Source organism: Rhizobium sp. Root483D2, from assembly GCF_001426685.1.
Lineage (GTDB): Bacteria > Pseudomonadota > Alphaproteobacteria > Rhizobiales > Rhizobiaceae > Pararhizobium > Pararhizobium qamdonense.
In genome coordinates this window covers 1-21580 of sequence record NZ_LMFB01000012.1, presented here as the reverse complement: position 1 = coordinate 21580, position 21580 = coordinate 1, and the positions used below count along the sequence as shown (strand labels likewise).

At 60.4% G+C, this 21580-nt stretch carries 17 protein-coding genes; 10 read left to right on the top strand and 7 right to left on the bottom strand.

Annotation, left to right across the window (positions count from 1 at the left end):
* Nucleotides 1–28: 28 nt before the first annotated feature.
* Together ASD32_RS09580 and ASD32_RS09575 are read left to right on the top strand one after the other, a co-directional pair.
* Nucleotides 29–673, top strand: coding sequence for a PAS domain-containing protein (locus tag ASD32_RS09580; protein WP_060637812.1), 645 nt, complete (start codon nt 29–31; stop codon nt 671–673).
* Entirely contained in the window at nt 670–1809 is a 1140-nt protein-coding gene (locus ASD32_RS09575) for an aminotransferase class I/II-fold pyridoxal phosphate-dependent enzyme (RefSeq protein ID WP_060637811.1), read from the top strand. The genes ASD32_RS09580 and ASD32_RS09575 overlap by 4 nt, the downstream gene beginning before the upstream one ends.
* A gap of 11 nt (nt 1810–1820) precedes the next feature.
* Here ASD32_RS09575 and ASD32_RS09570 read toward each other — a convergent pair whose 3' ends face one another.
* The 7 genes from ASD32_RS09570 to kdpF form a co-directional block, all read right to left on the bottom strand.
* On the bottom strand, nt 1821–2516 hold the full coding sequence (locus tag ASD32_RS09570) for a response regulator transcription factor (RefSeq protein WP_060637810.1): 696 nt from the start codon (nt 2514–2516) through the stop codon (nt 1821–1823).
* Nucleotides 2513–5221 carry a sensor histidine kinase KdpD gene (locus ASD32_RS09565; RefSeq protein WP_060638140.1) on the bottom strand — a complete coding sequence of 903 codons (2709 nt, stop codon included), beginning with the start codon at nt 5219–5221 and terminating at the stop codon, nt 2513–2515. Before ASD32_RS09565 ends, ASD32_RS09570 begins: the two co-directional genes overlap by 4 nt.
* Nucleotides 5222–5382: 161 nt before the next feature.
* Nucleotides 5383–5946 carry a potassium-transporting ATPase subunit KdpC gene (gene kdpC, locus ASD32_RS09560; RefSeq protein WP_060637809.1) on the bottom strand — a complete coding sequence of 188 codons (564 nt, stop codon included), beginning with the start codon at nt 5944–5946 and terminating at the stop codon, nt 5383–5385.
* Nucleotides 5947–5958: 12 nt separating this feature from the next.
* A complete protein-coding gene (gene kdpB / locus ASD32_RS09555; protein WP_060637808.1) occupies nt 5959–8016 on the bottom strand; it encodes a potassium-transporting ATPase subunit KdpB in 2058 nt (685 codons plus the stop codon).
* 45 nt (nt 8017–8061) lie between these two features.
* Nucleotides 8062–8229 (bottom strand): hypothetical protein, encoded by a 168-nt coding sequence (locus ASD32_RS29510; RefSeq protein WP_156383126.1) that lies wholly within the window; start codon nt 8227–8229, stop codon nt 8062–8064.
* A gap of 9 nt (nt 8230–8238) precedes the next feature.
* Nucleotides 8239–9942: a potassium-transporting ATPase subunit KdpA gene (gene kdpA / locus ASD32_RS09550; RefSeq protein WP_060637807.1), complete on the bottom strand. Its 1704-nt coding sequence runs from the start codon at nt 9940–9942 to the stop codon at nt 8239–8241.
* 27 nt (nt 9943–9969) lie between these two features.
* Nucleotides 9970–10059 (bottom strand): K(+)-transporting ATPase subunit F, encoded by a 90-nt coding sequence (kdpF, locus tag ASD32_RS09545; protein ID WP_037103661.1) that lies wholly within the window; start codon nt 10057–10059, stop codon nt 9970–9972.
* A gap of 556 nt (nt 10060–10615) precedes the next feature.
* Between kdpF and ASD32_RS09540 the strand changes: the two genes are divergently transcribed.
* The 8 genes from ASD32_RS09540 to ASD32_RS09505 all read left to right on the top strand — a co-directional run bounded on the left by ASD32_RS09540 (nt 10616) and on the right by ASD32_RS09505 (nt 21237).
* Complete coding sequence (locus tag ASD32_RS09540) at nt 10616–14251, top strand: FecR domain-containing protein (protein ID WP_060637806.1); 3636 nt, start codon at nt 10616–10618, stop codon at nt 14249–14251.
* Nucleotides 14251–16242 (top strand): adenylate/guanylate cyclase domain-containing protein, encoded by a 1992-nt coding sequence (locus ASD32_RS09535; RefSeq protein ID WP_060637805.1) that lies wholly within the window; start codon nt 14251–14253, stop codon nt 16240–16242. Before ASD32_RS09540 ends, ASD32_RS09535 begins: the two co-directional genes overlap by 1 nt.
* 258 nt (nt 16243–16500) lie before the next feature.
* Nucleotides 16501–16944 carry a helix-turn-helix transcriptional regulator gene (locus ASD32_RS09530; protein WP_060637804.1) on the top strand — a complete coding sequence of 148 codons (444 nt, stop codon included), beginning with the start codon at nt 16501–16503 and terminating at the stop codon, nt 16942–16944.
* A 5-nt stretch (nt 16945–16949) separates the two neighbouring features.
* On the top strand, nt 16950–18740 hold the full coding sequence (locus tag ASD32_RS09525; RefSeq protein WP_060637803.1) for a hypothetical protein: 1791 nt from the start codon (nt 16950–16952) through the stop codon (nt 18738–18740).
* Nucleotides 18741–18765: 25 nt separating this feature from the next.
* Nucleotides 18766–18981 carry a hypothetical protein gene (locus ASD32_RS09520; RefSeq protein ID WP_060637802.1) on the top strand — a complete coding sequence of 72 codons (216 nt, stop codon included), beginning with the start codon at nt 18766–18768 and terminating at the stop codon, nt 18979–18981.
* Nucleotides 18978–20174, top strand: coding sequence for a YcaO-like family protein (locus ASD32_RS09515; protein ID WP_060637801.1), 1197 nt, complete (start codon nt 18978–18980; stop codon nt 20172–20174). The genes ASD32_RS09520 and ASD32_RS09515 overlap by 4 nt, the downstream gene beginning before the upstream one ends.
* Complete coding sequence (locus ASD32_RS09510; protein ID WP_060637800.1) at nt 20171–20911, top strand: TfuA-like protein; 741 nt, start codon at nt 20171–20173, stop codon at nt 20909–20911. The genes ASD32_RS09515 and ASD32_RS09510 overlap by 4 nt, the downstream gene beginning before the upstream one ends.
* Nucleotides 20912–20988: 77 nt before the next feature.
* Nucleotides 20989–21237: a hypothetical protein gene (locus ASD32_RS09505; RefSeq protein WP_060637799.1), complete on the top strand. Its 249-nt coding sequence runs from the start codon at nt 20989–20991 to the stop codon at nt 21235–21237.
* Nucleotides 21238–21580: the final 343 nt, after the last annotated feature.

Sequence of the window (21580 nt, the reverse complement as noted above, 5' to 3'; positions counted from 1 at the left end):
AATTGTCAATCCAAGTGGATAAGGCGTTATGTCTCATCCGCTCACGCCCTTCATTCCCGTCTGCGATGCCATCGCCACGCTGTTTTCGCCGCATGTGGAAGCGGTTCTGCACGACCTTGAGACCGGCTTTATCTTCCATATCGCCAATGCCTTTTCACGGCGGCGGCCGGGAGACAGCTCGCTCAACGAGGCTGGACTGGCATCGGCGCTCGACGAGGACGTGATCGGCCCCTATGGCAAATCCAACTGGGATGGCCGCAGGCTGAAGGCCATCACTTCCGTACTGCGCGATACAGAAGGCAAACCGGTCGGCCTCCTCTGCATCAATCATGATATCGAGGCGTTTTCCGGCATCTTCGACCAGCTGAAATCGATGATGGATATCGCCGCTCCCCTGCCGAAGACGTCCGCGCTGATGGCGCAGGATTGGCGCGAGGCCGTCAATTCGGTGATCGGGGAATTTCTGACAGAACACCGGACGAGCCTTGCGGGGCTGACCGGCTCCGAGGTGGACGGCCTGTTGGCACGTCTTGAAACACGCGGCGTCTTTGCCATCCGCAAGGCCGTTCCCTATGTCGCCGAGATTTTGAAACTGTCGAGAGCCACGATCTACAACCGTCTTGGCGCGATCCGCCTGAAACAGGACGCCGCCCCGCAAGGAGAGCCGCAATGAACAAGCCGATGCGCGATTTCGTGCTCGAAACCTCCATGTCGAAATGGGAATTCACGGCAAAATACAACATGACGGCCTCGGATGCCGAAAGCATGCGCCTTCCCGACCTTCTGGCGATGGCGAGCGACGAGGACCGCGAAGATTTCGAGACGCTCAGCCTGGGCTATACCGAGACATTTGGCGCGCCGGCGCTCCGGCAGGAAATTGCGCGAACCTACGATACGGTCCAGCCTGATGAACTGATCTGCTTTGCCGGTGCGGAAGAGGCGATCTATGTGGCGATGAAGGTGCTTTTGACTGGCGATGACCATGCTATCGTCATCACCCCCAATTACCAGGCCGCCGAAACTTTGCCGCTGAGCATCTGTGCGGTCACGGGCGTGGCCCTCGATATCGACGATGACTGGAACCTTGACCTCAGCAAGATCGAAGCCGCGATCCGGCCGAATACAAAGCTGATCTCTATCAACTTTCCCAACAATCCGACGGGCAAGATCCTGCCGCGCGCGACATTCGATGCGCTCATCGAGATCTGCCGCAAGCATGGCATCTGGCTGTTCAGCGATGAAGTCTACCGGCTGATCGAGAAGGACGAGGCATTGCGCCTGCCGCAGGCGGTCGATGCCTATGAGCGGGGGATTTCGCTCAATGTCATGTCGAAAGCCTATGGCCTGCCGGGCCTGCGCATCGGCTGGCTTGCCTGCAAGGATCAGAAATTCCTGACACGGTGCGAGCGTTACAAACACTTCCTGTCGATCTGCAATTCCGCTCCATCCGAGGTTCTGGCCCGCATCGGGCTGAAGAACCGCGACACGATCCTGACCCGCACGCGAGCGATCGTGCGATCCAATATTGCGGAATGGAACGGGTTTTTTAGCGATTTCCCGCATCTGTTCGACTGGCGCGAGCCGGATGGCGGTTGCGTGGCGTTCATCCGCTACAAGGGGCCGGAAGGCGTCGAGGAATTTGCACGGCGCGCGGTAGAGGAGGCAGGCGTGTTTTTCCTGCCGTCGAGCGTCTATCATTCGGAGCTGACACCGGTGCCGGAGAATTGCCTCCGCGTCGGCTTTGGCCGCCTGCATATGCCCGAAGGCATCACCGTTCTGCGCAACTGGCTGACCCGCAACAGTCCTTAAAGATAAGCCGGCTAAAGGTCTGCTTCGCGCAGCCGGTATCCGACGCCGGTTTCGGTGGTGATGTACTGCGGCTGGTCCGGCGTCAGCTCGATTTTCTGGCGCAGCTGGCGCACATAGACGCGCAGATACTGCACATCGTCGGCATTGCCCCAGACCTCTTTCAGCAGGAACTTGTGCGTCAGCACCTTGCCCGCATGCTGCACTAGCATACGCAGGATATCGTATTCCTTCGGCGACAACTTGACCTCGCGGCCATCGACCTTGACGATGCGCTTGACCAGATCGACCGACAGGCCGCCGGTCTGGAACAGTGGTTTTTCCCCCTGCTGCTGCAGGCGGTGGCGAAGCGCGACGCGGATGCGCGCCACCAGTTCGTTCATGCCGAAGGGCTTCGTCACATAGTCATCGGCGCCCAATTCCAGCGCCGTCACGATCCCCGCCTCGTCGGTCCGGCTCGACAGGATGACGATCGGCAGCGTCAGGCCCTCCTCGCGCCAGCCGCGCAGCAGATCATGGCCGGCCATATCCGGCAGGCCGAGATCGAGCAGGATCAGGTCGGGCAGATCGGCCTTGACGCTGTCGCGCGCCGCCTTGCCGTTGCCGGCCTCGCTGACGGCATAATCCTGCGTTGCCAGACCGACGCGCAGCAGCCGGCGGATCGGCGGCTCATCATCGACAACAAGGATTTTTACTGCTGACACCGTCATTTCATGTCCTTGAGGTTGGGGGCATCCGTAAGCAGTGGCAGGCTGATGGTAAAGACAGCACCGGACCGGCCGGCGCGATTTTCCGCAGCGATGGTTCCTCCCATTGCCTCGACGAAACCCCGGCAGATGGAAAGGCCAAGCCCGGTTCCGGCCCGCACGTGATCACCCTTGCGCACCCTGTAGAACGTATCGAAGACCCGTTCCAGATCACCCTGCGGAATACCCGGCCCCTCGTCGGAAATCCGGATCAGGATACGCTCTCCGCTGCTTTCCGCGCGAACGCCAACGGTCGAGCCTTCCGGTGCATATTTGGCGGCATTGTCGAGCAGGTTGAACAGCACCTGCTCGAACAAAACCGGATCGACCCTGATCATCGGCAGATCGGCGGGAACATCGACATCGACGTGATGAGCGGCCAGGATCTTGCGTGCCCTTGCCAGCGCGCTGCCGACGATATCGCCGGTATAATGGAAGGCCGCATTCGGCTCCATGGCGCCGGATTCGATCCGGGTCATATCGAGCAGATTGGCAATGAACCGGTTCAGCCGCTCGGATTCGTCCGTCACCGTGGTCAAAAGCTCGGCACGGTCTTCCTCCGGCAAAGCCGATTGATAATCGCGCAAGGTACCGGCGGCGCCCATGATGGCGGCAAGCGGCGTCTTCAGATCATGCGAAATCGAGGTCAGCAGTGCCGAGCGAAGACGCCCGGCTTCCTCGACCAGCCGCGCATTATCGACATCGGCAACCAGCTGCACGCGTTCGATGGCAAGGGCCGCCTGATCGGCAAGCGCATCGAGCAGCCGCTGCTGTTCCGGACTGAGCAACGGGCCCTGCCGGTCATTGTCGAGACCGATGACACCGACGGCGGCGCGGCCGGTGCGCAAGGGCACATAGAGGCGTTTGGCGCCCGGCAGCGTATCGGCACCGCGGCCTGCGGCGCGATTGTGCTCCCAGGCCCAGCGGGCAGCGGCAATATCGGCGTCGTCGAGCGTATCGTCCGGCGGATAGCCGGCTTTAACGGCAATCGTGCCGTCTTCCGGCAGAAGGAGAACGACCCGCACCTTCAGCATGGACGCGAGCTGAAAGGCGGTTGCCCAGAGCACGTCGTCCAGCGTGCCGGTGCCTGCGAGCTTCTTGCTGAACAGATAGAGATCTTCTGTGGTGCGCGCCCGCAGCCGGGCGGCGGCGGCCTGCCGTTGGACGCTGGCCGTCAGGTTGCTGGCGATGATCGCAACGATGAAGAACAGAATGAATGCGACGACGCTGTCGGGATCGCTGATATCCAACGTGTAGAGCGGCTGTAAAAAGAAGAAATTGAGGCACACGGCACTGACGACGCTGGCGTAAAGGGCGGGTTTCAGCCCCTCCGTCACGGCCGTGGTCAAAACGGCCATCAGGAACACCAGCGCGATGTTGCGCACGTCGAGGGACTGGTCGAGCAGGAAACCGACGCCCAAGGCGCAGCCGACGTAAAACGTTGCCAGGCTGTAGGGCCGGAACTTGAATTGGGCCGGTGCAGGCGCCGTCTTGACGCCGGTTGCAACAGATTCGCCCTCGCGGTCGTCCCCGGCGATGACATGGACGCTGATATTGCCGGCACGCCGGATCAGACGGGTGGTCACCGAGCCGTGCAGCCATTCGCGCCAGCCGGAGGTTTTCGGCGTACCGGCAATGATATGGGTGACATTGCTGGACGCGGCGAAGCGGACGATCTCCTCGGCCTCGTCTGAGCCCGGCCGCGTTAGCGCTTCGGCACCCAGCCGCTCGGCCAGCCGCAGAGTCGCGGCGATGCGGTCGCGTGCGGTCTCCGACAGATGGATCGACCGCGCCGTTTCCACATGCAGCGCCACCAACGGCGCGCGCAGGCGGTCCGCAAGACGGGCGGCATAACGCACCAGCGATGCGCTGCGCGGCGCGTCATCGACGCAGACCAGCACCCGGTCGCCGGCGGCCCAGGGACCTGAAATCGCATGCGCCTGCATATGCGTCAAAAGCTGCTCGTCCACCCGCTGCGCGGTCTGGCGCAGCGCCAGTTCGCGCAGGGCCGTCAGGTTTCCCGGCGAAAAATAGTTTTCCAGCGCCCGCTGCGCTGTCTTTGGAATATAGACCTTGCCGTCATGCAACCGCTTGATCAGGTCTTCCGGCGTCAGGTCGATGATCTCGATATCGTCGGCCCGGTCGATGATCGAATCGGGAACGGTTTCACGCACACGGATACGGGTGATCTGGGCGACGACGTCGTTCAGGCTTTCGACATGCTGGATGTTGAGCGTCGAATAGACGTCGATGCCGCGCGCCAGAAGCTCCTGCACGTCCATGTAGCGTTTTGGATGCCGGCTACCGGGCGCATTGGTGTGGGCCAGTTCATCGACGAGAACGAGACCGGGGCGGCGGGCGAGAATGGCATCAATATCCATTTCCTCGAGATGGCGGCCCTTGTAGTCGATCGTCGTGCGGGCGATGACCTCGAACCCATCCGCCAGCGCCTGCGTTTCCTTGCGGCCATGCGTTTCGACAACGCCAATGACCACATCGACGCCATCTGCCTGCTTGGCATGGCCGGATGTGAGCATTTCATAGGTCTTGCCGACGCCGGGCGCTGCACCCAGAAAGATTTTCAGGCGGCCGCGTGTTTCCTGCTGCGCCCGCTGCAACAGGGCATCGGGAGACGGTCTTCCAGCCATATCGCGGACATCGTCCCGCATGCGCGTTCGTCTTTCCTTATCAATGCCGAAAAGCGGCATAATGCCGCTTTCGACCATAGCGCACAGGTCCCAAAAGCCCAGAGGATTTGGGACCTGTGCCGTCAATCAGATTAGCCCGCAGCAGCTCTGCATTGCAGGGCGCTGCCAGGCAGCAAACCTGGCTAGACAGCTTTATCAAGGGCCATGTTCAGCGCCAAGACATTGACCGCCGGCTCGCCGAGTATACCGAGTTCGCGGGCCTCGACGGCCTGATCGACCAGCGCACGGACCTTGGCCTCATCCAGACCACGCGCCTTCGCAACGCGCGGCACCTGGAAATAGGCGGCTTCCGGCGTGATGTGCGGATCCAGACCGCTGCCGGAGGCCGTAACCAGATCCATCGGCACGGCAGCGCCGGGATTGGCGGCTTTCAATGCGTCCGCTTCGGCCTTGATCCGGTCGAGGAGCTTCGGGTTGGTCGGGCCGAGATTGGAACCGCTGGAGGAAGCGGCGTTATAGCCGTCACCGGCAGCGGAGGGGCGGCCATGGAAATAGGTTTCGCCGGTAAAGGCCTGACCGATCAGCGCGGAGCCGATAACGGTCCCGTCCTTTTCGACGAGGCTGCCACCCGCCTGATGCGGGAACAAAGCCTGGGCGATGCCGGTCATGCCGAGCGGATAGGCAAGGCCGGTGATGATGGTGATGGCAACGATCATGACCAACGCGGGCCGCAATTGTTTCAGCATGGGACTATTCCTTTAAACGAGACCAAGGGCTGTGATGGCCATATCGATGGCCTTGATGCCGATGAAGGGCACGATGACGCCGCCGAGGCCATAGATGAGCAGATTGCGCGACAGCAGCGCACCGGCACCAACGGCGCGGTATTTAACGCCCTTCAGCGACAGCGGGATCAGCGCGACGATGACAAGCGCGTTGAAGATGATTGCCGCCAGGATGGCGCTTTGCGGCGAGGCAAGGCCCATGATGTTCAGCGCCGAGAGCCGTGGATAGAACGCCAGGAACATGGCCGGGATGATGGCAAAATACTTGGCGATATCATTGGCGATCGAAAACGTCGTCAGCGCGCCCCGGGTCATCAAGAGTTGTTTGCCGATCTCGACGATCTCGATCAGCTTGGTCGGGTCCGAATCCAGATCGACCATGTTGCCGGCTTCGCGGGCGGCGACCGTACCGGTGTTCATCGCCACGCCGACATCGGCCTGGGCGAGCGCCGGCGCGTCATTCGTGCCGTCGCCACACATGGCGACAAGCTTGCCCTTGGCCTGTTCCTCGCGGATCAGCGACAGCTTGTTTTCCGGCGTTGCCTGGGCAAGGAAATCATCGACGCCGGCTTCGGCCGCAATCGCGGCTGCCGTCATCGGGTTGTCGCCGGTGATCATCACCGTGCGGATGCCCATGCGGCGCAGTTCGGAAAAGCGCTCGCGGATACCGCCCTTGACGATATCCTTCAGGTGGACGACGCCCATCAGGCGGCCATCGCGCGCAACGGCCAGCGGCGTGCCGCCGGATTTGGCGATCTCGTCGGCTATCGCCTGGATTTCGCGGACGGTCTCGGGGCGTCCCGCAGCGTTCAGACTGCTCACATAGCTCAGCACGGCATCGACGGCGCCCTTGCGGATCGACGACCCCTCGATATCGACACCGCTCATGCGGCTCTGCGCGGTGAAGGGCACAAAGGTCGCATGCAGCTGCGCCATATCACGGGCGCGAATGCCGTATTTCTCCTTGGCGAGCACGACGATGGAGCGGCCTTCCGGCGTTTCGTCGGCGAGCGACGCCAGCTGGGCTGCATCGGCAAGGTCCTGCTGCGACACGCCTGAGACCGGGCGAAGTTCTGTGGCCTGGCGGTTGCCGAGCGTGATCGTACCGGTCTTGTCGAGCAGCAGCGTATCGATATCGCCGGCGGCCTCGACGGCACGGCCGGACATGGCGAGCACATTGAACCGCACCAGACGGTCCATGCCGGCAATACCGATGGCCGAGAGCAGCGCGCCGATCGTCGTCGGGATCAGGGTCACGAACAGGGCGACAAGCACGATCACCGGAATGGAACCGCCGGCATAGGTGGCAAAGCTTGGGATCGTCACCACGGCCAGAACGAAGATCAGGGTCATGCCGGCAAGGAGAATGTTGAGCGCGATCTCGTTCGGCGTTTTCTGGCGTTCGGCACCCTCGACCAGCGCAATCATGCGGTCGATGAAGGTGGAGCCGGCAGCAGCACTGATGCGCACCCGGATCCAGTCGGACAGGACCTGCGTGCCGCCGGTGACGGCGGAACGGTCGCCGCCGGATTCACGGATGACGGGCGCGGATTCGCCGGTGATCGCCGCTTCGTTGACGGAGGCGACCCCTTCGATGACTTCGCCATCGGAGGGAATGATATCGCCGGCTTCGACAAGGACGACATCACCGACCTTGAGGCTTGTACCGGAGACCATCTTGAAGCTTTTCAGATCGGTTCCGCTCAAAAGCTTGGCCTGGGTTTCGGTGCGGGTCTTGCGCAGCGATTCCGCCTGCGCCTTGCCCCGGCCTTCGGCGACGGCTTCGGCGAAATTGGCAAAGAGCACCGTGAACCACAGCCAGATATTGAGCTGCAGCGAAAAGCCGAGACCCTCGCCGCCGGTCGCGAGATCGCGAAGGAAGAGGACGGTGGTCAGCGTCGAGACGACGGCAACGACGAACATAACCGGGTTGCGGGCCAGCGTGCGCGGATCAAGCTTGACGAAAGCCGAACCGATCGCCGGAATGAGGATGCGAGAGTCCATCAGGCTCGCAGATTTGGACTGGCTCATCAGAGAACTCCAGTTTCATGTGTGTGTGACATCACGGCGACCGCGTCAGCCGTGGAACAATTCGGTAAAAGCGTGGGCAAGACCGCCGAGTACCAGCAGGACCAGCATGAAGGCGATAATGATGCTGGTTGCCTGCGGGGCGGCTGCTCGCGGCGGATCACCGTCACGAGGATTGAGGAGCCTTTTGAACTTCTGCTGGAACAAGCGGTTCATGGCGGCACCTTAAAAGGTCTGGCCGGAGATCATTGCCAGGTGCTCGACAATCGGTCCGAGCGCCAGCGCCGGGAAGAAGGTGAGACCGCCGACGATCAGGATGACGCCGCACAGAAGGCCAACGAAGAGCGGACCATGGGTCGGAAACGTTCCTGCCGAAGCCGGCACCGTCTTTTTCATCACCAGCGAACCGGCAATGGCAAGCGCGGGGATGATCACCAGGAACCGGCCCATCAGCATGGCGATACCCAGCGTGATATTGTACCAGGGCGTATTGCCGGTGAGGCCGCCGAAGGCAGAGCCGTTGTTGGCGGCAGCCGACGTATAGGCATAGAGGATTTCCGAAAAGCCGTGCGGCCCGGGATTTCCAATCGAAGCCACGCCAGTGGGCAAGAGGACGGCGACGGCGGTGAAGCCGAGCATGGTGGCGGGCAGGATGAGGATGGCGAGAACAGCCATCTTGACTTCCTTGGCCTCGATCTTCTTGCCGAGATATTCCGGCGTGCGGCCAACCATCAGGCCGGCGACGAAGACGGTGAGGATGACGAACATCAGGATGCCATAGAAACCGGCGCCGACACCGCCGACAATGACTTCGCCCAGCTCCATGTTGATCAGCGGGATGAGGCCGCCCAAGGCCGTGAAGGAACCGTGCATGGCATTGACGGCGCCGCAGGAGGCGGCCGTCGTCACGACGGCAAACAATGACGACAGGACAATGCCGAAGCGGACTTCCTTGCCTTCCATATTGCCGCCGTCGAGGCCGATGGCATGGACGAGCGGGTTGCCTGCCGCTTCCGCCCAGTAGGTCACCGTTACGCCGGCCAGGAACAGCACGCCCATCGTGGCGAAGATCGCCCAGCCCTGGCGCTGGTTGCCGACCATGCGGCCAAACACGTTGGTGAAACCGGCACCGATGGCAAAGATCGTCACCATCTGGATGAGGTTGGAGATCGCGTCCGGATTTTCAAACGGATGCGCGGAATTGGCATTGAAAAACCCGCCGCCATTGGTGCCGAGCATCTTGATCGCCAATTGCGAGGCAACCGGGCCAAGCGCAATGGTCTGCTGCGCACCTTCGATCGTGGTTGCCGTTACATAGGCACCAAGTGTCTGCGGCACGCCGAGATACACATAGGCGAGCGTCAGGAGAATGCAGAGCGGCAGGAGGATATAGAGCGTTGCACGGGTCATATCGACCCAGAAATTGCCGATAGACTTGCCCGATGCGCGCGCGAAACCGCGAATGAGCGCTACGGCGATGGCCATGCCGGTTGCGGCGGACGCAAAATTCTGCACCGTCAGACCGGCCATCTGCACGAGATAGGACATGGTGCTTTCGCCACCATAGTTCTGCCAGTTGGTGTTGGCGACGAAGCTGGTGGCCGTGTTGAACGAAAGCTCGGGTCCGACAGCCGTCATCCCGGCGGGATTGAACGGCAGGACGCCCTGAAACCGCTGCAGCGCATAGAGAATGACAAAGCCTGCGAGATTGAAGAGGAGCATGGCGAAGACATAGCTCGACCAATGCTGCTCTTCCTGCTCGCTGGTGCCCGACAGCCGGTAGAGGCCGCGCTCGACCGGCACAAGAAGCGGCGACAGCAGGGTGCGCTCACCGCCGAAAACGCGCGTCATATAGGCGCCGAGCGGTTTGACGAGTAAAATGACGATCCCGCAGAAGATGAGGATCTGGATCCATCCGTTGAGTGTCATGGCAATAACTTTCCGAACCTGGCGTTGTTAGAAGCGCTCAGGGCGAATGAGGGCGTAGGTCAGATAGGCGAGGAGAAACACGGTCACGCCGGCTCCGAGCACATAATCGACAAGCATTCTCGTAATCCTTCGAACTAGAGACGGTCGCAGGCCCGCGTATAGGCAAACGACAGCGCGAAAAACAAAACGCCGATCCCGATCAAGACAATATCCATCATCGATCCAGGCTCCTTTTGTTGAATTTCATCTTCCCTCCTCTTCCAAGCAGGGCTGCGACGCGAAAGAGGCCCCGCTTGATCCTGCACGACACATGATCCGGGGCCTGAATTCCACGCCGACTATGCTGCCGAACCGCATTAGCGTTCGAGACGGGGCGGGTAAGAGAAATATAAAAATCCCATAGGGGTTTTGGGGCGCCGAAGGCATGGAAAGGTTGAGGCCGACATGCGCGCGGCGCGTTGCGCCAAGGGCTTCTTGACTATTTCACATGCCCAAATTGCAGATTACACAGATGCAACCACACTTCCCACGTAACCCTGGGAACAACCTCTAGTATTTCAATGTGTTTCTTTATTTCTACATTTGCCACCCAAAGAATAAACATCGCCGTCGTTCCACTTGACTTTTGCAATGCTCAAATTCAGTGATGATCCGTGCATTTTGGGGAAACTGCATGAAATATGCATCTATGGGTATAGCCTTGGGAGCGCTCAGCTTCGCGACGTCAGCGCAGGCCGACCCTTTGCCGCGTCCTTCTCCCGCCGCCGGATCAGTCATTGCCCGCAAATCCGGCGAGGAAGTGCGCTTCGTCGATATTTCCGGCTGGCGTTATGTCGATCTGCAGCAGGACCTTTTGAGCGGCGACGTGCTGCGCACCAATGCCACCGGCCAGCTTGCCGTTCTCTTTTCCGACCGGACCCAGGTCCGGCTTGGCCGCAACACGTCGCTGTTGGTCAAGCGGATGGGCGGTAGCGGCGATGCCGGGCTGGAGCTGCAATCGGGCACCATTTGGGCCCGTGCCGAGCGCGGCGGAAGCGGTGTCGTGATCGATACGCCGGCCGCAGCGGCCGCCATCCGTGGCACGGACTGGACCATGACCGTCGGTGCCGATGGCAAGACGTCGGTGATCGTGCTGGAAGGTCTGGTCGAACTCAGCAATGCTCAGGGAAGCGTTCGTGTCGCCCAGGGCGAAGCGGCGGTGGCTGCGATCGGCCAGGCGCCCTCGAAGATCATCATCGCCAAGCCGAAGGACAGGGAACAGATGCTGTTCAACCTGTCGCTGAGGAGCGCCTTCCAGTGGATGCCGGCAACGCCATTGATCGTGCCGCAGATGCGCAAGGAGCGGAGCCGCATCGAGGCGGAAGAGGCGAGCCGCCGTTCAACCGAAGACTGGCTGAGCCTGTCGGAGATTTATCTGGCGCTGAATGGCAAGGAAAAAGCGCTGGCCGCACTCAGCAAAGCTCGGGCGAAAGGCCTGCAGGGCTCAAGGTCTGCGCGCGCCGACCTGATCGACGCCTTGATTGCCGGATCGGAAAACCGCTACGCGGATGCCGCCAAACTGTTTGAAAGGGCCAGACCCGGTCTTGATGCCAAGCGCGGCGCCATCGCTGCCTATGGCGGCTATTTTGCCCGGTCTCTTGCCGATCCCAACCATGCCGAAAATCCGCCGGTGGTGGCAAACAGCAGCTATGCCGCCATGGCAAAGGCCTGGACCGCCGGTTTTCGCCAGGACATCCCGACGGCGCTTGCCTTGATCAAGCAAAGCCAGCAGGCAACGCCCGGCGACCCGACCTTGCCGGGATTTCGCTCGCTGATCGGTATTTTGCTGGCCGACGAAAAAGAGGTCGTCGATGGATTTGAGCAGGCTCTGGCGATCGATCCCAACGATCCGACCGGGCTGGAAGCGCGCGCGAGCTACAAGCTCTATATCCTGAAAGACCGGCAGGGAGCGCTCGAGGATCTCGATCGCGCACTGAAAACGGCACCGGGGTCGAGCAGTATCTGGAATCTGATCGGCCTTGCCGAGGGGGACCGGGATGCCAATCGCGAGGCGGAGGCTGCCTTCAAGAAAGCGATCGAACTCGATCCGCTCGATCCTGTCGGCCATGCCAATCTCGCCATCCAATATCTGATCGAGATGCGCATGGCGGAAGCCAAGCGGGAGATCGATGAGGCCTTGCGGGTCGATCCATCCTTCGACATCGCGCTCATTGCCCGCGGCCAGTACTATCTGCAGCGCGGCGAAATGGACAAGGCCGTCGAGGACCTGCTGGCCGGTTCGACTGCCAATCCTGGCTATTCCCAGGCGCAGCTTCTGCTGGCCGCAGCACATTATGAAAAGGGCGACCGGATACCGGCGGCACAGGCACTCGACAATGCCGAGCGCCTGGATCCAAACGACCCGGTCATTGCGTCCGCCCGGACATCGATCGCGATCGACGACTATGATGCGGACGGGGCCATCAAGAATGCGCAGGCGTTTTTGAGATTGGGCCGCGCCCGGGGCGGTGATTACAAATCCTTCAGCGCCAACCAGAGTGCCGGCTCCGTCCTCAACGATGCGTTCCGCCTGCAGGGGCTCGATGCCTGGGGGCAATATTACGGCGATGTGGTCTTTGATCCCTTTTCCGGCACCTCCTATCTCGACCAGTTCGTACATGGCAGCGTCAATCCCTTCGCTACCACCTATGCCTATGGCGGCAACACGACGGATTACGTGCAAAACGGCAGAAGCTATTCCTCGTTCATACAGGGATTGATGCTCGATCCGCATATGCTCGCAAGCAGCGAGCGCAAGGTGAGCCTGGTACGATCGCCCTTCATCGAGGCTTCGCTGGGCACCGGCTTCAACACCAGCGGCGGCGATACGGACTGGCTGGCGGAAGGACAGGTTCAAGGCTACGCCAATTCACTCTTTCCGGTCAGCTACAATATCAACGCGCAATGGGAGACGACGCCGTTCTCCGGCCGCTTTGCCGATGCTTTCGGAGATTACGACGGCAATGCGAAGATCGTCTCGGCCAATGGCTACATCACCGCGACGCCGACGCCGGACGATCGCGTCGTGCTCTATGTCAATCATCTGACGACCGGTTTTTTGCAGAACATGGCACTGCTTCCCCAAACCTCGACACCGTTTTTCATTGACCGCGACGACGGATCAAAAACAACGGCGGCAGGGATCGGCTGGAGCCACACGATCGAACATCGCAATATCATCAATGCGGCGCTGTTTTATTCCGACGAGCGGGCGGATACCGGGTATGTTGCCGGAAATGGCGTGATCGACCTGTCTCCTACCGAGACGAGCAAGCAGAAAACCTATATCGGGGCGATCAACCACAGTATCGGCTATGATGACATCACCTGGCGGTATGGCCTGGAAGGCGGCTGGGTCGATGCCTATTCCCACCAGGAAATCAATGGCATTCCGCTGTCTGATCCGCTGGAGGGGCGTTACGATGTTGCGAAAGCCTATGTCGATGTCCTGCACGATATCAACGACAAGCTGCGAGCGGAATATGCTGTTTTCGGAACCTATATCGATGGGGACAATCTTGACGTCCACCGCCTGGAACCACGCGCCGGTTTGGCCTGGACGCCGATAGAGGGGCATTGGCTGCGGGCTGCCTTCATGCGCAACAGCTACGATTTCAGCACGCCGACCTTGTCGCCGATCGGCGTTGCCGGGATACAGCCGAACGCTTACGGGATCGGGATCGACGGCCGCGCCGATACCTTTGCCTTTCGCTGGGATGCCGAATGGTCCGATCGCTTTTTCACCGCCGTCGATTTTCAGCATCAGGACCTGCAAAAAGTCGCCATTGCATTCCCGCAGACATCCTTTCTTCCCTTTCTTTCAGGCTCCCCGCTGGAAACGTTTCAGACGAACGAGGGCCATGTCGATCGGGCGAGCCTGACCGCAAACCTTGCTCTGGGCCACGGCTTTGGACTGTCGGGTACGATTGCCCGGACAAGCTCTGAGGACGACGATCCACGGAGCCGCACCTTCGGCGACAACCTGCCCTTCATTCCAGAAACATCCGGGCAGGTGGCAATCACCTGGGTCAATCCGGCCAATATCAAAGTGATGCTCGCTGCAAACTATGTGGGAGAACGCGATACCGGGTTGAAGACCAAGCTGGATGGCTACTGGACCGTCGATGGCAATCTGACCTGGGAGCCCTTCGACAAGCGCTTCGAGGTACAGCTGGCAGCCTACAATCTGCTGGATGAGGATTTTGACGTGGCTCCCTTCACGCCGGGCTGGGGCCGTTCCTTCAAGGGCTCGATCAAAGTGCGCTTTTGATGAGCAAACCGGCGAAAAAGCCTCTTCTGGCTGAAAACCGTACACAAAACAGTACGCCCGCCCGCCGCATCCGGCGGCGGCGGCTGGGCCTTGCCGCGCTCATCGCATTGGTCATCTCAGCCCTCGCGCTTGCCTCCTTTACATCGCCTTTCCTACTCGCCGAACTGCGTAGCTTCGACTACCTCTCCACCCTATCCCCGCCCCCGCTTCCCGAAGACGGCCCGGTCATTGTCGCGATCGACGAGCCCTCGATGGCCGAGATCGGCAGTCAATGGCCATGGCCGCGCGCGCTGCATGCCCGATTGATCGAGGCGCTGCGCACCGCCGGGGCAAAAGCCATCGGCATCGACGTCATCTTTGCGGAGTCTTCCGCCGCGCCGGAAAACGATATTATCCTTGCAGATGTGCTGGGTCCCGACGTCATCCTCGCCGGCGACGAGACGCTGATCGAGACGCCGCAGGCGGACCAATATGTGCGCACAGAACCGTTGGCGGAATTTATCGCGCGCGGTGCGAGAACAGGAATTGCCTCGGTTCAGCTCAGTGGCGACGGCACCTTGCGGCAGGTGCCTGGCTATGCCGATGGTTTTGCCGCTGAGCTCGCCGGAATTTCCGGCCGGCCGAGACAGCCGGTACCCAATGCAGCCCTCCTGCAAGTCTTCGGTCCGGCGCGGACCTATCCGACGGTGTCCTATTATCAGGCGCTCGATCCCGGCCAATTCCTGCCGGACGGCTTTTTCCGCGACCGCGTCGTCATTGTCGGTCTCAGCCTGCAGAACGCGCCGACGCTCAAGGCCGGCGGCGCCGATTCGTTTGCCACGCCGTTTACCGTGAAATCCAACCGTCTGGTGGCGGGCGTGGAAATCCAGGCGACGATCTTTGACAATATCACCCATGGCCTGTTCATCACCAAGGCGGGCCAGGCGGTGGTGATTGCCGCCATTGCGCTCGGCGCCTTGCTGGCTGGAGCGGTGGTTTTCCGCGCAACGGGATGGCCGGCAGCCCTTGTCAGTCTTGCCGTGCTTGCCCTGCTCGCCGCCGCAAGCGTCACGCTCTTGCGGCTTGGCCATATCTTCATCTCGCCGATCGGCCCAGCGCTTGCCTATTTTTCCGTTGCCGCCGGACAGACGGCACTCGACTATGCCACCGAGCGCCGCAGCCGCCGCGATATCACCCGGGCATTTTCACGCTATCTGTCGCCGGCGCTGGTCGCGCGTCTGGCCGATGATCCCTCGCAGCTGAAGCTGGGCGGTGAGCGCCGGACATTGACCATCCTGTTTTGCGACATTCGCGGCTTCACCACCATTTCCGAGGCGTTGAAGGACGATCCCGAACAGCTGACCACCCTGATCAACCGGCTGTTGACGCCGCTATCCGATATCGTTCTGGAAAGTGGCGGCACGATCGACAAATATATCGGCGATTGCCTGATGGCCTTCTGGAACGCACCGCTCGACGACCCCCGCCATGCAAGCCACGCGGTCGGCGCGGCCCTCAAAATGCTCGATGCGATCGACGATCTGAACGCGGAGCTGCAACGGGAGGCAGCGGAAGCGGGTATCGAGGCACGCGTATTGAAAATCGGCATTGGCATCAATACCGGCGACTGCGTGGTCGGCAATATGGGATCTGCGCGCCGGTTCGACTATTCGGTGCTCGGCGACGCCGTCAATCTTGCCTCACGGCTGGAAGGGGAATCAAAGAATTACGGCGTGCCGCTGCTTCTGGGCGAACAGACGGCGGCGCTGAGCGCTGCGGATTTCACTATCGCCGAACTCGACAGCATCACCGTCAAGGGCCGCACCGCCTTATCGCCTGTTTTCACCGTGCTTCCAGCGACCGAGGCTGGGCCACTGGAAACCCACCGGCAGCTGATTTCCGCCAAATATGCCGGCCATTTGAACAGCGGCGACGAGGCTTTTGCCCAACTGGAACATGCGATTCCCCATCTTGCGGGCTACTATCATCTGCTCCGCTCGCGCCTGTCCTGATCATTTGCGGCAGACATCGGGGCGGCCTATCCCTGCTATTTTTAACAATATCGCCGCTTACTCTGAAACTCTTGAAGCCATGAACGGCCCGGGAACCTTGAGTTCGCAGGGTGCCGCCATTTCTGCTCAAAAATATTATCTCATAGGTTGCAATTCTTATCTCAACGTCCTGCTTCAATGTTGCATTTCGCGTGGAAATTGGCATGCTGCACATTGCCGCCGCATGATGGCGTCATGGCAATTGCAGGAGAATGAAACTTGGCGAAGAGCGAACCTCATCAAATCGATATTCATGTCGGCAACCGGCTGAGGTCGCGACGGCTGGTTTTGGGACTGAGTCAGGAAAAACTGGGCGACCGCCTCGGCATTACCTTTCAGCAAATCCAGAAATACGAGAAGGGCACAAACCGCGTCAGTGCCAGCAAACTCCAGGTTGCAGCCCTGGTGCTCAATGTCCCCATTGGCTACTTCTTCGAGGATCACGAACCCACGGCCCCGGACGGATTGGCCCAGGAAGTCGATGAGATGGGGGCATTCCTCGTTTCGCGCGATGGCGTCATGCTCAACCGCGCCTTCACGTCGATCAAGAGCAAGCAGGTTCGCCAATCCATCATCACCTTGACCAAGGCGCTGGCAAACGCGGATGATCCCGTCTCGCGGACGGCCGATGCGGAGCATATCGCACCCTCCATTTCCGGGTGAAGCCCATGTTCCTGCAGACATTCGGTGGGTTACGCCTGCTCGATGCTGCGGGACAGGAATGCCGGTATCCTCGCAAGGGTCTGTTCCTGCTTGCCTATCTGGCAACCGGAACCAGCGCCGAAATCAGCCGCAGCGAAGCGGCTGACCTTCTCTGGGGAAGCGAGGAGCGGGCGCTTGCATTTACAAACCTGAGAAAGCTGATTTCGCGTCTGCCCGCCGCCTATGCCTCGATGCTGACCGTAGCACCTGGCCATCTTCGTCTCGACCGCCGGCAACTTCGTTGCGACGCAGAAGCGATCAAGAGCGCAGACATCTCCCTACACTCCCTCGCCGAACTGATGAGCCGGCCTTTTCTTTCGGAGTTCGACGATGCCGGAGGTGCGGCCAGCCGGTGGGTGAAGGTGCAACGCCGTTTATATCTCAACGTGATGCGCCAAAAACTGCTGGAACAATCTGCGGAAGTTCCGGCATCAGCGGACGCGCCGGCCGCCCGGCAGGCAGCCTTTCTCATTCTTGAGCATTGGCCGGGCGATCAACTGATACGCCGGACGCTTTCGGCCGGGCCGCCGCCGCAGCCGGTTGAAGGTCAGATCGAGCCCCTGTTCGCGGCGACTGCGCAACCCGATGCTTTGGAGACTTTACCCGCATTCGGCATGTCACCCCGGGTCGCGCTTCTGCCGCCGAGCGGCGGGCTTTCTTCCGCAGCTGATCTTTCAAGAGCCAGCGCGCTCATCGATGACGTGGCGATCGGCCTCTGTTCGCTGCGCAATCTTTCCATCATCGCGCCCTACACGGCCGAGCGCATTCGCAACAGCGACGACAAGGCTCTCATGCTCGGCAAGCATGACATTTCCTATGTGGTGGATACGAAGCTGACGGAGGACGGGCTCTTCGTTCAGATCATCTTCGTGCCGTCGGATCATGTGATCTATGCCGAACGCTTCGACATTGCCGGCCTGCTTTTGTCCTCGCATCGAAAGACGCTGGCAGGGGTGGTCAAGGATCGCATTCTTGCCGAGCTGAAGCGCAACGAGACTGCGCATGATGACTACACGGTCAAACCGGACGCCTACCGGCGCTATCTCTTCGGCATACAGCAGATGAGCCGGCTCACATTGCCCTCGGTTCGCAGCGCCCGAAAATCGTTCCGGGAAGCGCTGCAGCACAATACCGATTTTTCCCATGCCTTTAGCGGCCTTGCCAAGACCTACTCCATCGAATGGGTTTTAACGGCCAGGGGAGATCCGGAATTGTTGCGCCGCGCCGAGGAAAACGCGCGATCGGCAATCGAAAGCAATCCCGATATCGCTTACGGTTACAAAGAACTCGGGATGGCAAAGCTCTATCTGGGCGCGCTCGACGAAAGCCTGGAAGCGTTGGCCCGCGCGGAGGAACTCAGCCCCCATTATGCGGACGCGATCTACAGCTTCGCCGACGTTCTCATTCACGCCTCCCGGCCCAAAGAAGGGCTGGAAAAGATTGAACACGCCATCTCCCTCAACCCTCTGGGACCTGATGAATATTTCTGGTGTGCAGCAGGTGCCAGCTATTTCGTCGGCGCGTTCGACAAGGCCGTGTCCCGGATCGACAGCATGTCCAACCAGGCCTCGGCGCATCGGCTGCTGGCGGCAAGCTGGGCCATGCTCGGCGATATCAAGCGCGCGCATCACTTCCGCCGCCAGGACCGCGAGGCCAACCCGCAATTTGATCTGCAAAAATGGCTTGCAGTCGTCCCGATCAAGGAGGCTTGGCAGAAAGACATGTATCGAGAAGGTTTAATGAAAGCCGGCTACTGAATTCTCAACAACGAAGGAGAATGAAATGTCTAAAGTCGTGGTCATTGGATTTCTAGGGGACGCAAAACTCTATCTGGCGGATATGGATTTGGGAACGATCTCCGAACTTGAAAATGGCAGGGATTTGCTGGTGTCACCAAGGCAGATCGAGGCTTTGGGCGGCGCGGTGATCAAGGACGTCGATTTCGCCGTTGCCATTTCCTCCGCCGCGCCCGTTTCCGCAGGGCTCTTCGACGCTTGACGCCGGATGACCAAGGATGGAGCGACAGGGTCTGCACCCCGGCCGAAACCTATGAACGGGTGTCGCCGCTCCTTCCCGGCTTCGGCATCACCCGCGTCGCCCGCCATACGGGCCTGGATCGTATAGGCATTCCGGTCTGGTGCGCCTATACGCCGAACGCTAAATCCATTGTCGTTGCGCAGGGCAAAGGGCTGACCGATGACGAGGCCCGCACATCCGCCGTCATGGAAGCCCTGGAGCGTGCGGTTGCCGGCGACCCATACGGCACTAGACTTCAAGCATCGGCACATTCGCTGGAACGTGCGGGAAAGCGGTTCGACACGCTCACATGCCTGATTGCAGCCGGCCGGTCGCCAGCACCCGGCGACGAAGTCATCACATGGATCGCAGGCACGGACCTGATCTCGGGAGAGATAATCCATGTACCTCTCGATGCCGTCACCCTCGACCGGACACTGACCGAGTGCCGTTACTGGCAGTCATCCAATGGCCTGGCCTCAGGAAACACCATGGAAGAGGCGCTTTTTCACGGATTGAACGAACGCATCGAGCGTGATGCCTATGTCCTCTGGCAGGTATCGAGCGCTGGATCGCGTCAATCGTCCTCTGTGGGCCCGAAGTCACTGGAGCTGCCCGAACTCTCATCCCTGGTTGCGCAAATTGAGGCTGCGGGATTTGTGCTGCGATTGTTCGACATGACGAGCGATATTGGCGTCCCGTCCTTCAACGCGCTGATTGCGCCTCTCGACGTCCTCTCCGCCCGCCGCCCACGTTTCGTCGATGTGAATTATGGAGCGGGCACCCATCCCTTGGCGGCCAAAGCCATGCTCCGCGCGATTACCGAGGCGGTGCAGTCGCGCATGACATTCGTCAGCGGCGCCCGGGATGATATCTATCCACCTATCTATAAGCGGCCTCTGCCGGAGGAAACCCGCGACCTGTTGAGAGTGGAGCCCCGTGCTCGACCCAAACCCTCGATGCAAGGCGCAAACCCCGGGCAGCCCGGTAGCAGCCATGACATTCTCGGCATTTTGAAGCGGCTGGAGCTCGGGCCGATCATCTCCGTGCCGCTTAGCGACCCCGCATGGCCCTTCGCCGTGGCAAAGGTCCTTGCGCCACGGCTGGAAAACCCGGAAGGCCAGCGCGCCCAAAGATTTGGCCAGCGGGCGCTGATCAAGGGGTCGTTCGGATGAAGGTGCTTTTTGTTGGCCCGACATTGCCTGATGCCGTCAATCATGCCACCGGTATCGCCATCCGGGGACCAGCTGTTCAGGGCGATATTTTTCGCGCGGTGGAAGAAGGCGCCACCGTCATCGGCATTGTCGATGGCGGCTTCGAATATACCGCGCCGGTCTGGCATAAGGAAGTACTCTACGCTTTGAATGCGGGAGCGCGTGTTCTCGGGGCGGCCAGCATGGGAGCGCTGCGCGCTGCGGAATGCCACTCTTTCGGAATGATGGGCATCGGCCGCGTTTTCGAGGAATATCGCGACGGCAACCGTGTCGATGATTCCGACGTGGCGCAGATCCATGGGCCCGCAGCCCTCGGCTGGATCCCGCTCAGCGAGCCGCTGGTCAATATCACCGCCACGCTTGACCTCCTGGTGCACAAACAACTCGTCTCGCCAACGGAGGCCAAGCATCTGGAAGCTGTCGCCCGTGCCATCTTTTTCAAGGAGCGGACCTGGCGCTCAATCATCGCGCGTGCACTCATCCCGAATGAGGAAAGAAGGAGTACAATCCCGGTTGCAGTCCAGGCACATTCCGTCAACCTGAAGCGTGCAGACGCAATCGCCCTTGTCGAAACGATGTCACGGCTTGACGCAAAGCGATCAACATCATCGCCCGCCTGGACGTTCGAGCGCACAACTCTCTGGAATGAAATGCAGAAATACCATTGTGCGGCGAACACATCCGGCCATCCATCTTAAAGTGTGTCACGCCTGTGTCACGCGACAGCACCCCCCAATATCGCTTAGAGTCTCTGCAAATCATTGCGGAGTCGATTATGACAGCAGCTTATGCAACCCTTGCGCTCGATGATACCAACACATCGACTGACACTGAAATTGAAGAGTTCCACGCGATTACCCGCCTGGTTGTGTTCGCCAAGGAAAGTGCGGCACTTCTGGATGCGCACCAGACAGTTTATTGCCTGGATCTGGCATTGGAACAAATCGCCAGAGAACTACGCCACCGCGCCGACAGCTCGTCAGATATCGTGCCCTATTTCAAGGCCGTGATCAGTCGGCAATAGTTGTTTGCAGATTTGAAGCTCGGACGTTGAGGATATGCGTTCTGCTCTCGGGAGGCGGCGAGATCGGTTGGGGCGCTGAGTGAAAAAAGGACGCTCTTATCGAAGAAAGAATTGGCGAATTTTACGCCTGCCGGGCGCTTATGGGCCGGTGAGACGTCTCAACTGCGCGCGTGATATGGAATGTGACGCGGCGCGCTGTGCGTATTCCACAGCTTAACGTCCCTTCGCCGACCGACGTCGCATTGCTCACGGTTTCCTCCCGCTCATTCCCCAAAACGGGAAAAAGTCCGCGGACATTTCTGTCTTGCGGGCTTGTTGTGTTTGGTTGCGGGGGCAGGATTTG

What these genes read in the sequence shown, in the direction of transcription:
- ASD32_RS09580 (WP_060637812.1), top strand. Translation starts at nt 29, where the DNA reads ATGTCTCATCCGCTCACGCCCTTCATTCCCGTCTGCGATGCCATCGCC.
- ASD32_RS09575 (WP_060637811.1), top strand. Translation starts at nt 670, where the DNA reads ATGAACAAGCCGATGCGCGATTTCGTGCTCGAAACCTCCATGTCGAAA.
- ASD32_RS09570 (WP_060637810.1), bottom strand. Translation starts at nt 2,516, where the DNA reads ATGACGGTGTCAGCAGTAAAAATCCTTGTTGTCGATGATGAGCCGCCG.
- ASD32_RS09565 (WP_060638140.1), bottom strand. Translation starts at nt 5,221, where the DNA reads ATGCGGGACGATGTCCGCGATATGGCTGGAAGACCGTCTCCCGATGCC.
- kdpC (WP_060637809.1), bottom strand. Translation starts at nt 5,946, where the DNA reads ATGCTGAAACAATTGCGGCCCGCGTTGGTCATGATCGTTGCCATCACC.
- kdpB (WP_060637808.1), bottom strand. Translation starts at nt 8,016, where the DNA reads ATGAGCCAGTCCAAATCTGCGAGCCTGATGGACTCTCGCATCCTCATT.
- ASD32_RS29510 (WP_156383126.1), bottom strand. Translation starts at nt 8,229, where the DNA reads ATGAACCGCTTGTTCCAGCAGAAGTTCAAAAGGCTCCTCAATCCTCGT.
- kdpA (WP_060637807.1), bottom strand. Translation starts at nt 9,942, where the DNA reads ATGACACTCAACGGATGGATCCAGATCCTCATCTTCTGCGGGATCGTC.
- kdpF (WP_037103661.1), bottom strand. Translation starts at nt 10,059, where the DNA reads ATGCTTGTCGATTATGTGCTCGGAGCCGGCGTGACCGTGTTTCTCCTC.
- ASD32_RS09540 (WP_060637806.1), top strand. Translation starts at nt 10,616, where the DNA reads ATGAAATATGCATCTATGGGTATAGCCTTGGGAGCGCTCAGCTTCGCG.
- ASD32_RS09535 (WP_060637805.1), top strand. Translation starts at nt 14,251, where the DNA reads ATGAGCAAACCGGCGAAAAAGCCTCTTCTGGCTGAAAACCGTACACAA.
- ASD32_RS09525 (WP_060637803.1), top strand. Translation starts at nt 16,950, where the DNA reads ATGTTCCTGCAGACATTCGGTGGGTTACGCCTGCTCGATGCTGCGGGA.
- ASD32_RS09520 (WP_060637802.1), top strand. Translation starts at nt 18,766, where the DNA reads ATGTCTAAAGTCGTGGTCATTGGATTTCTAGGGGACGCAAAACTCTAT.
- ASD32_RS09510 (WP_060637800.1), top strand. Translation starts at nt 20,171, where the DNA reads ATGAAGGTGCTTTTTGTTGGCCCGACATTGCCTGATGCCGTCAATCAT.
- ASD32_RS09505 (WP_060637799.1), top strand. Translation starts at nt 20,989, where the DNA reads ATGACAGCAGCTTATGCAACCCTTGCGCTCGATGATACCAACACATCG.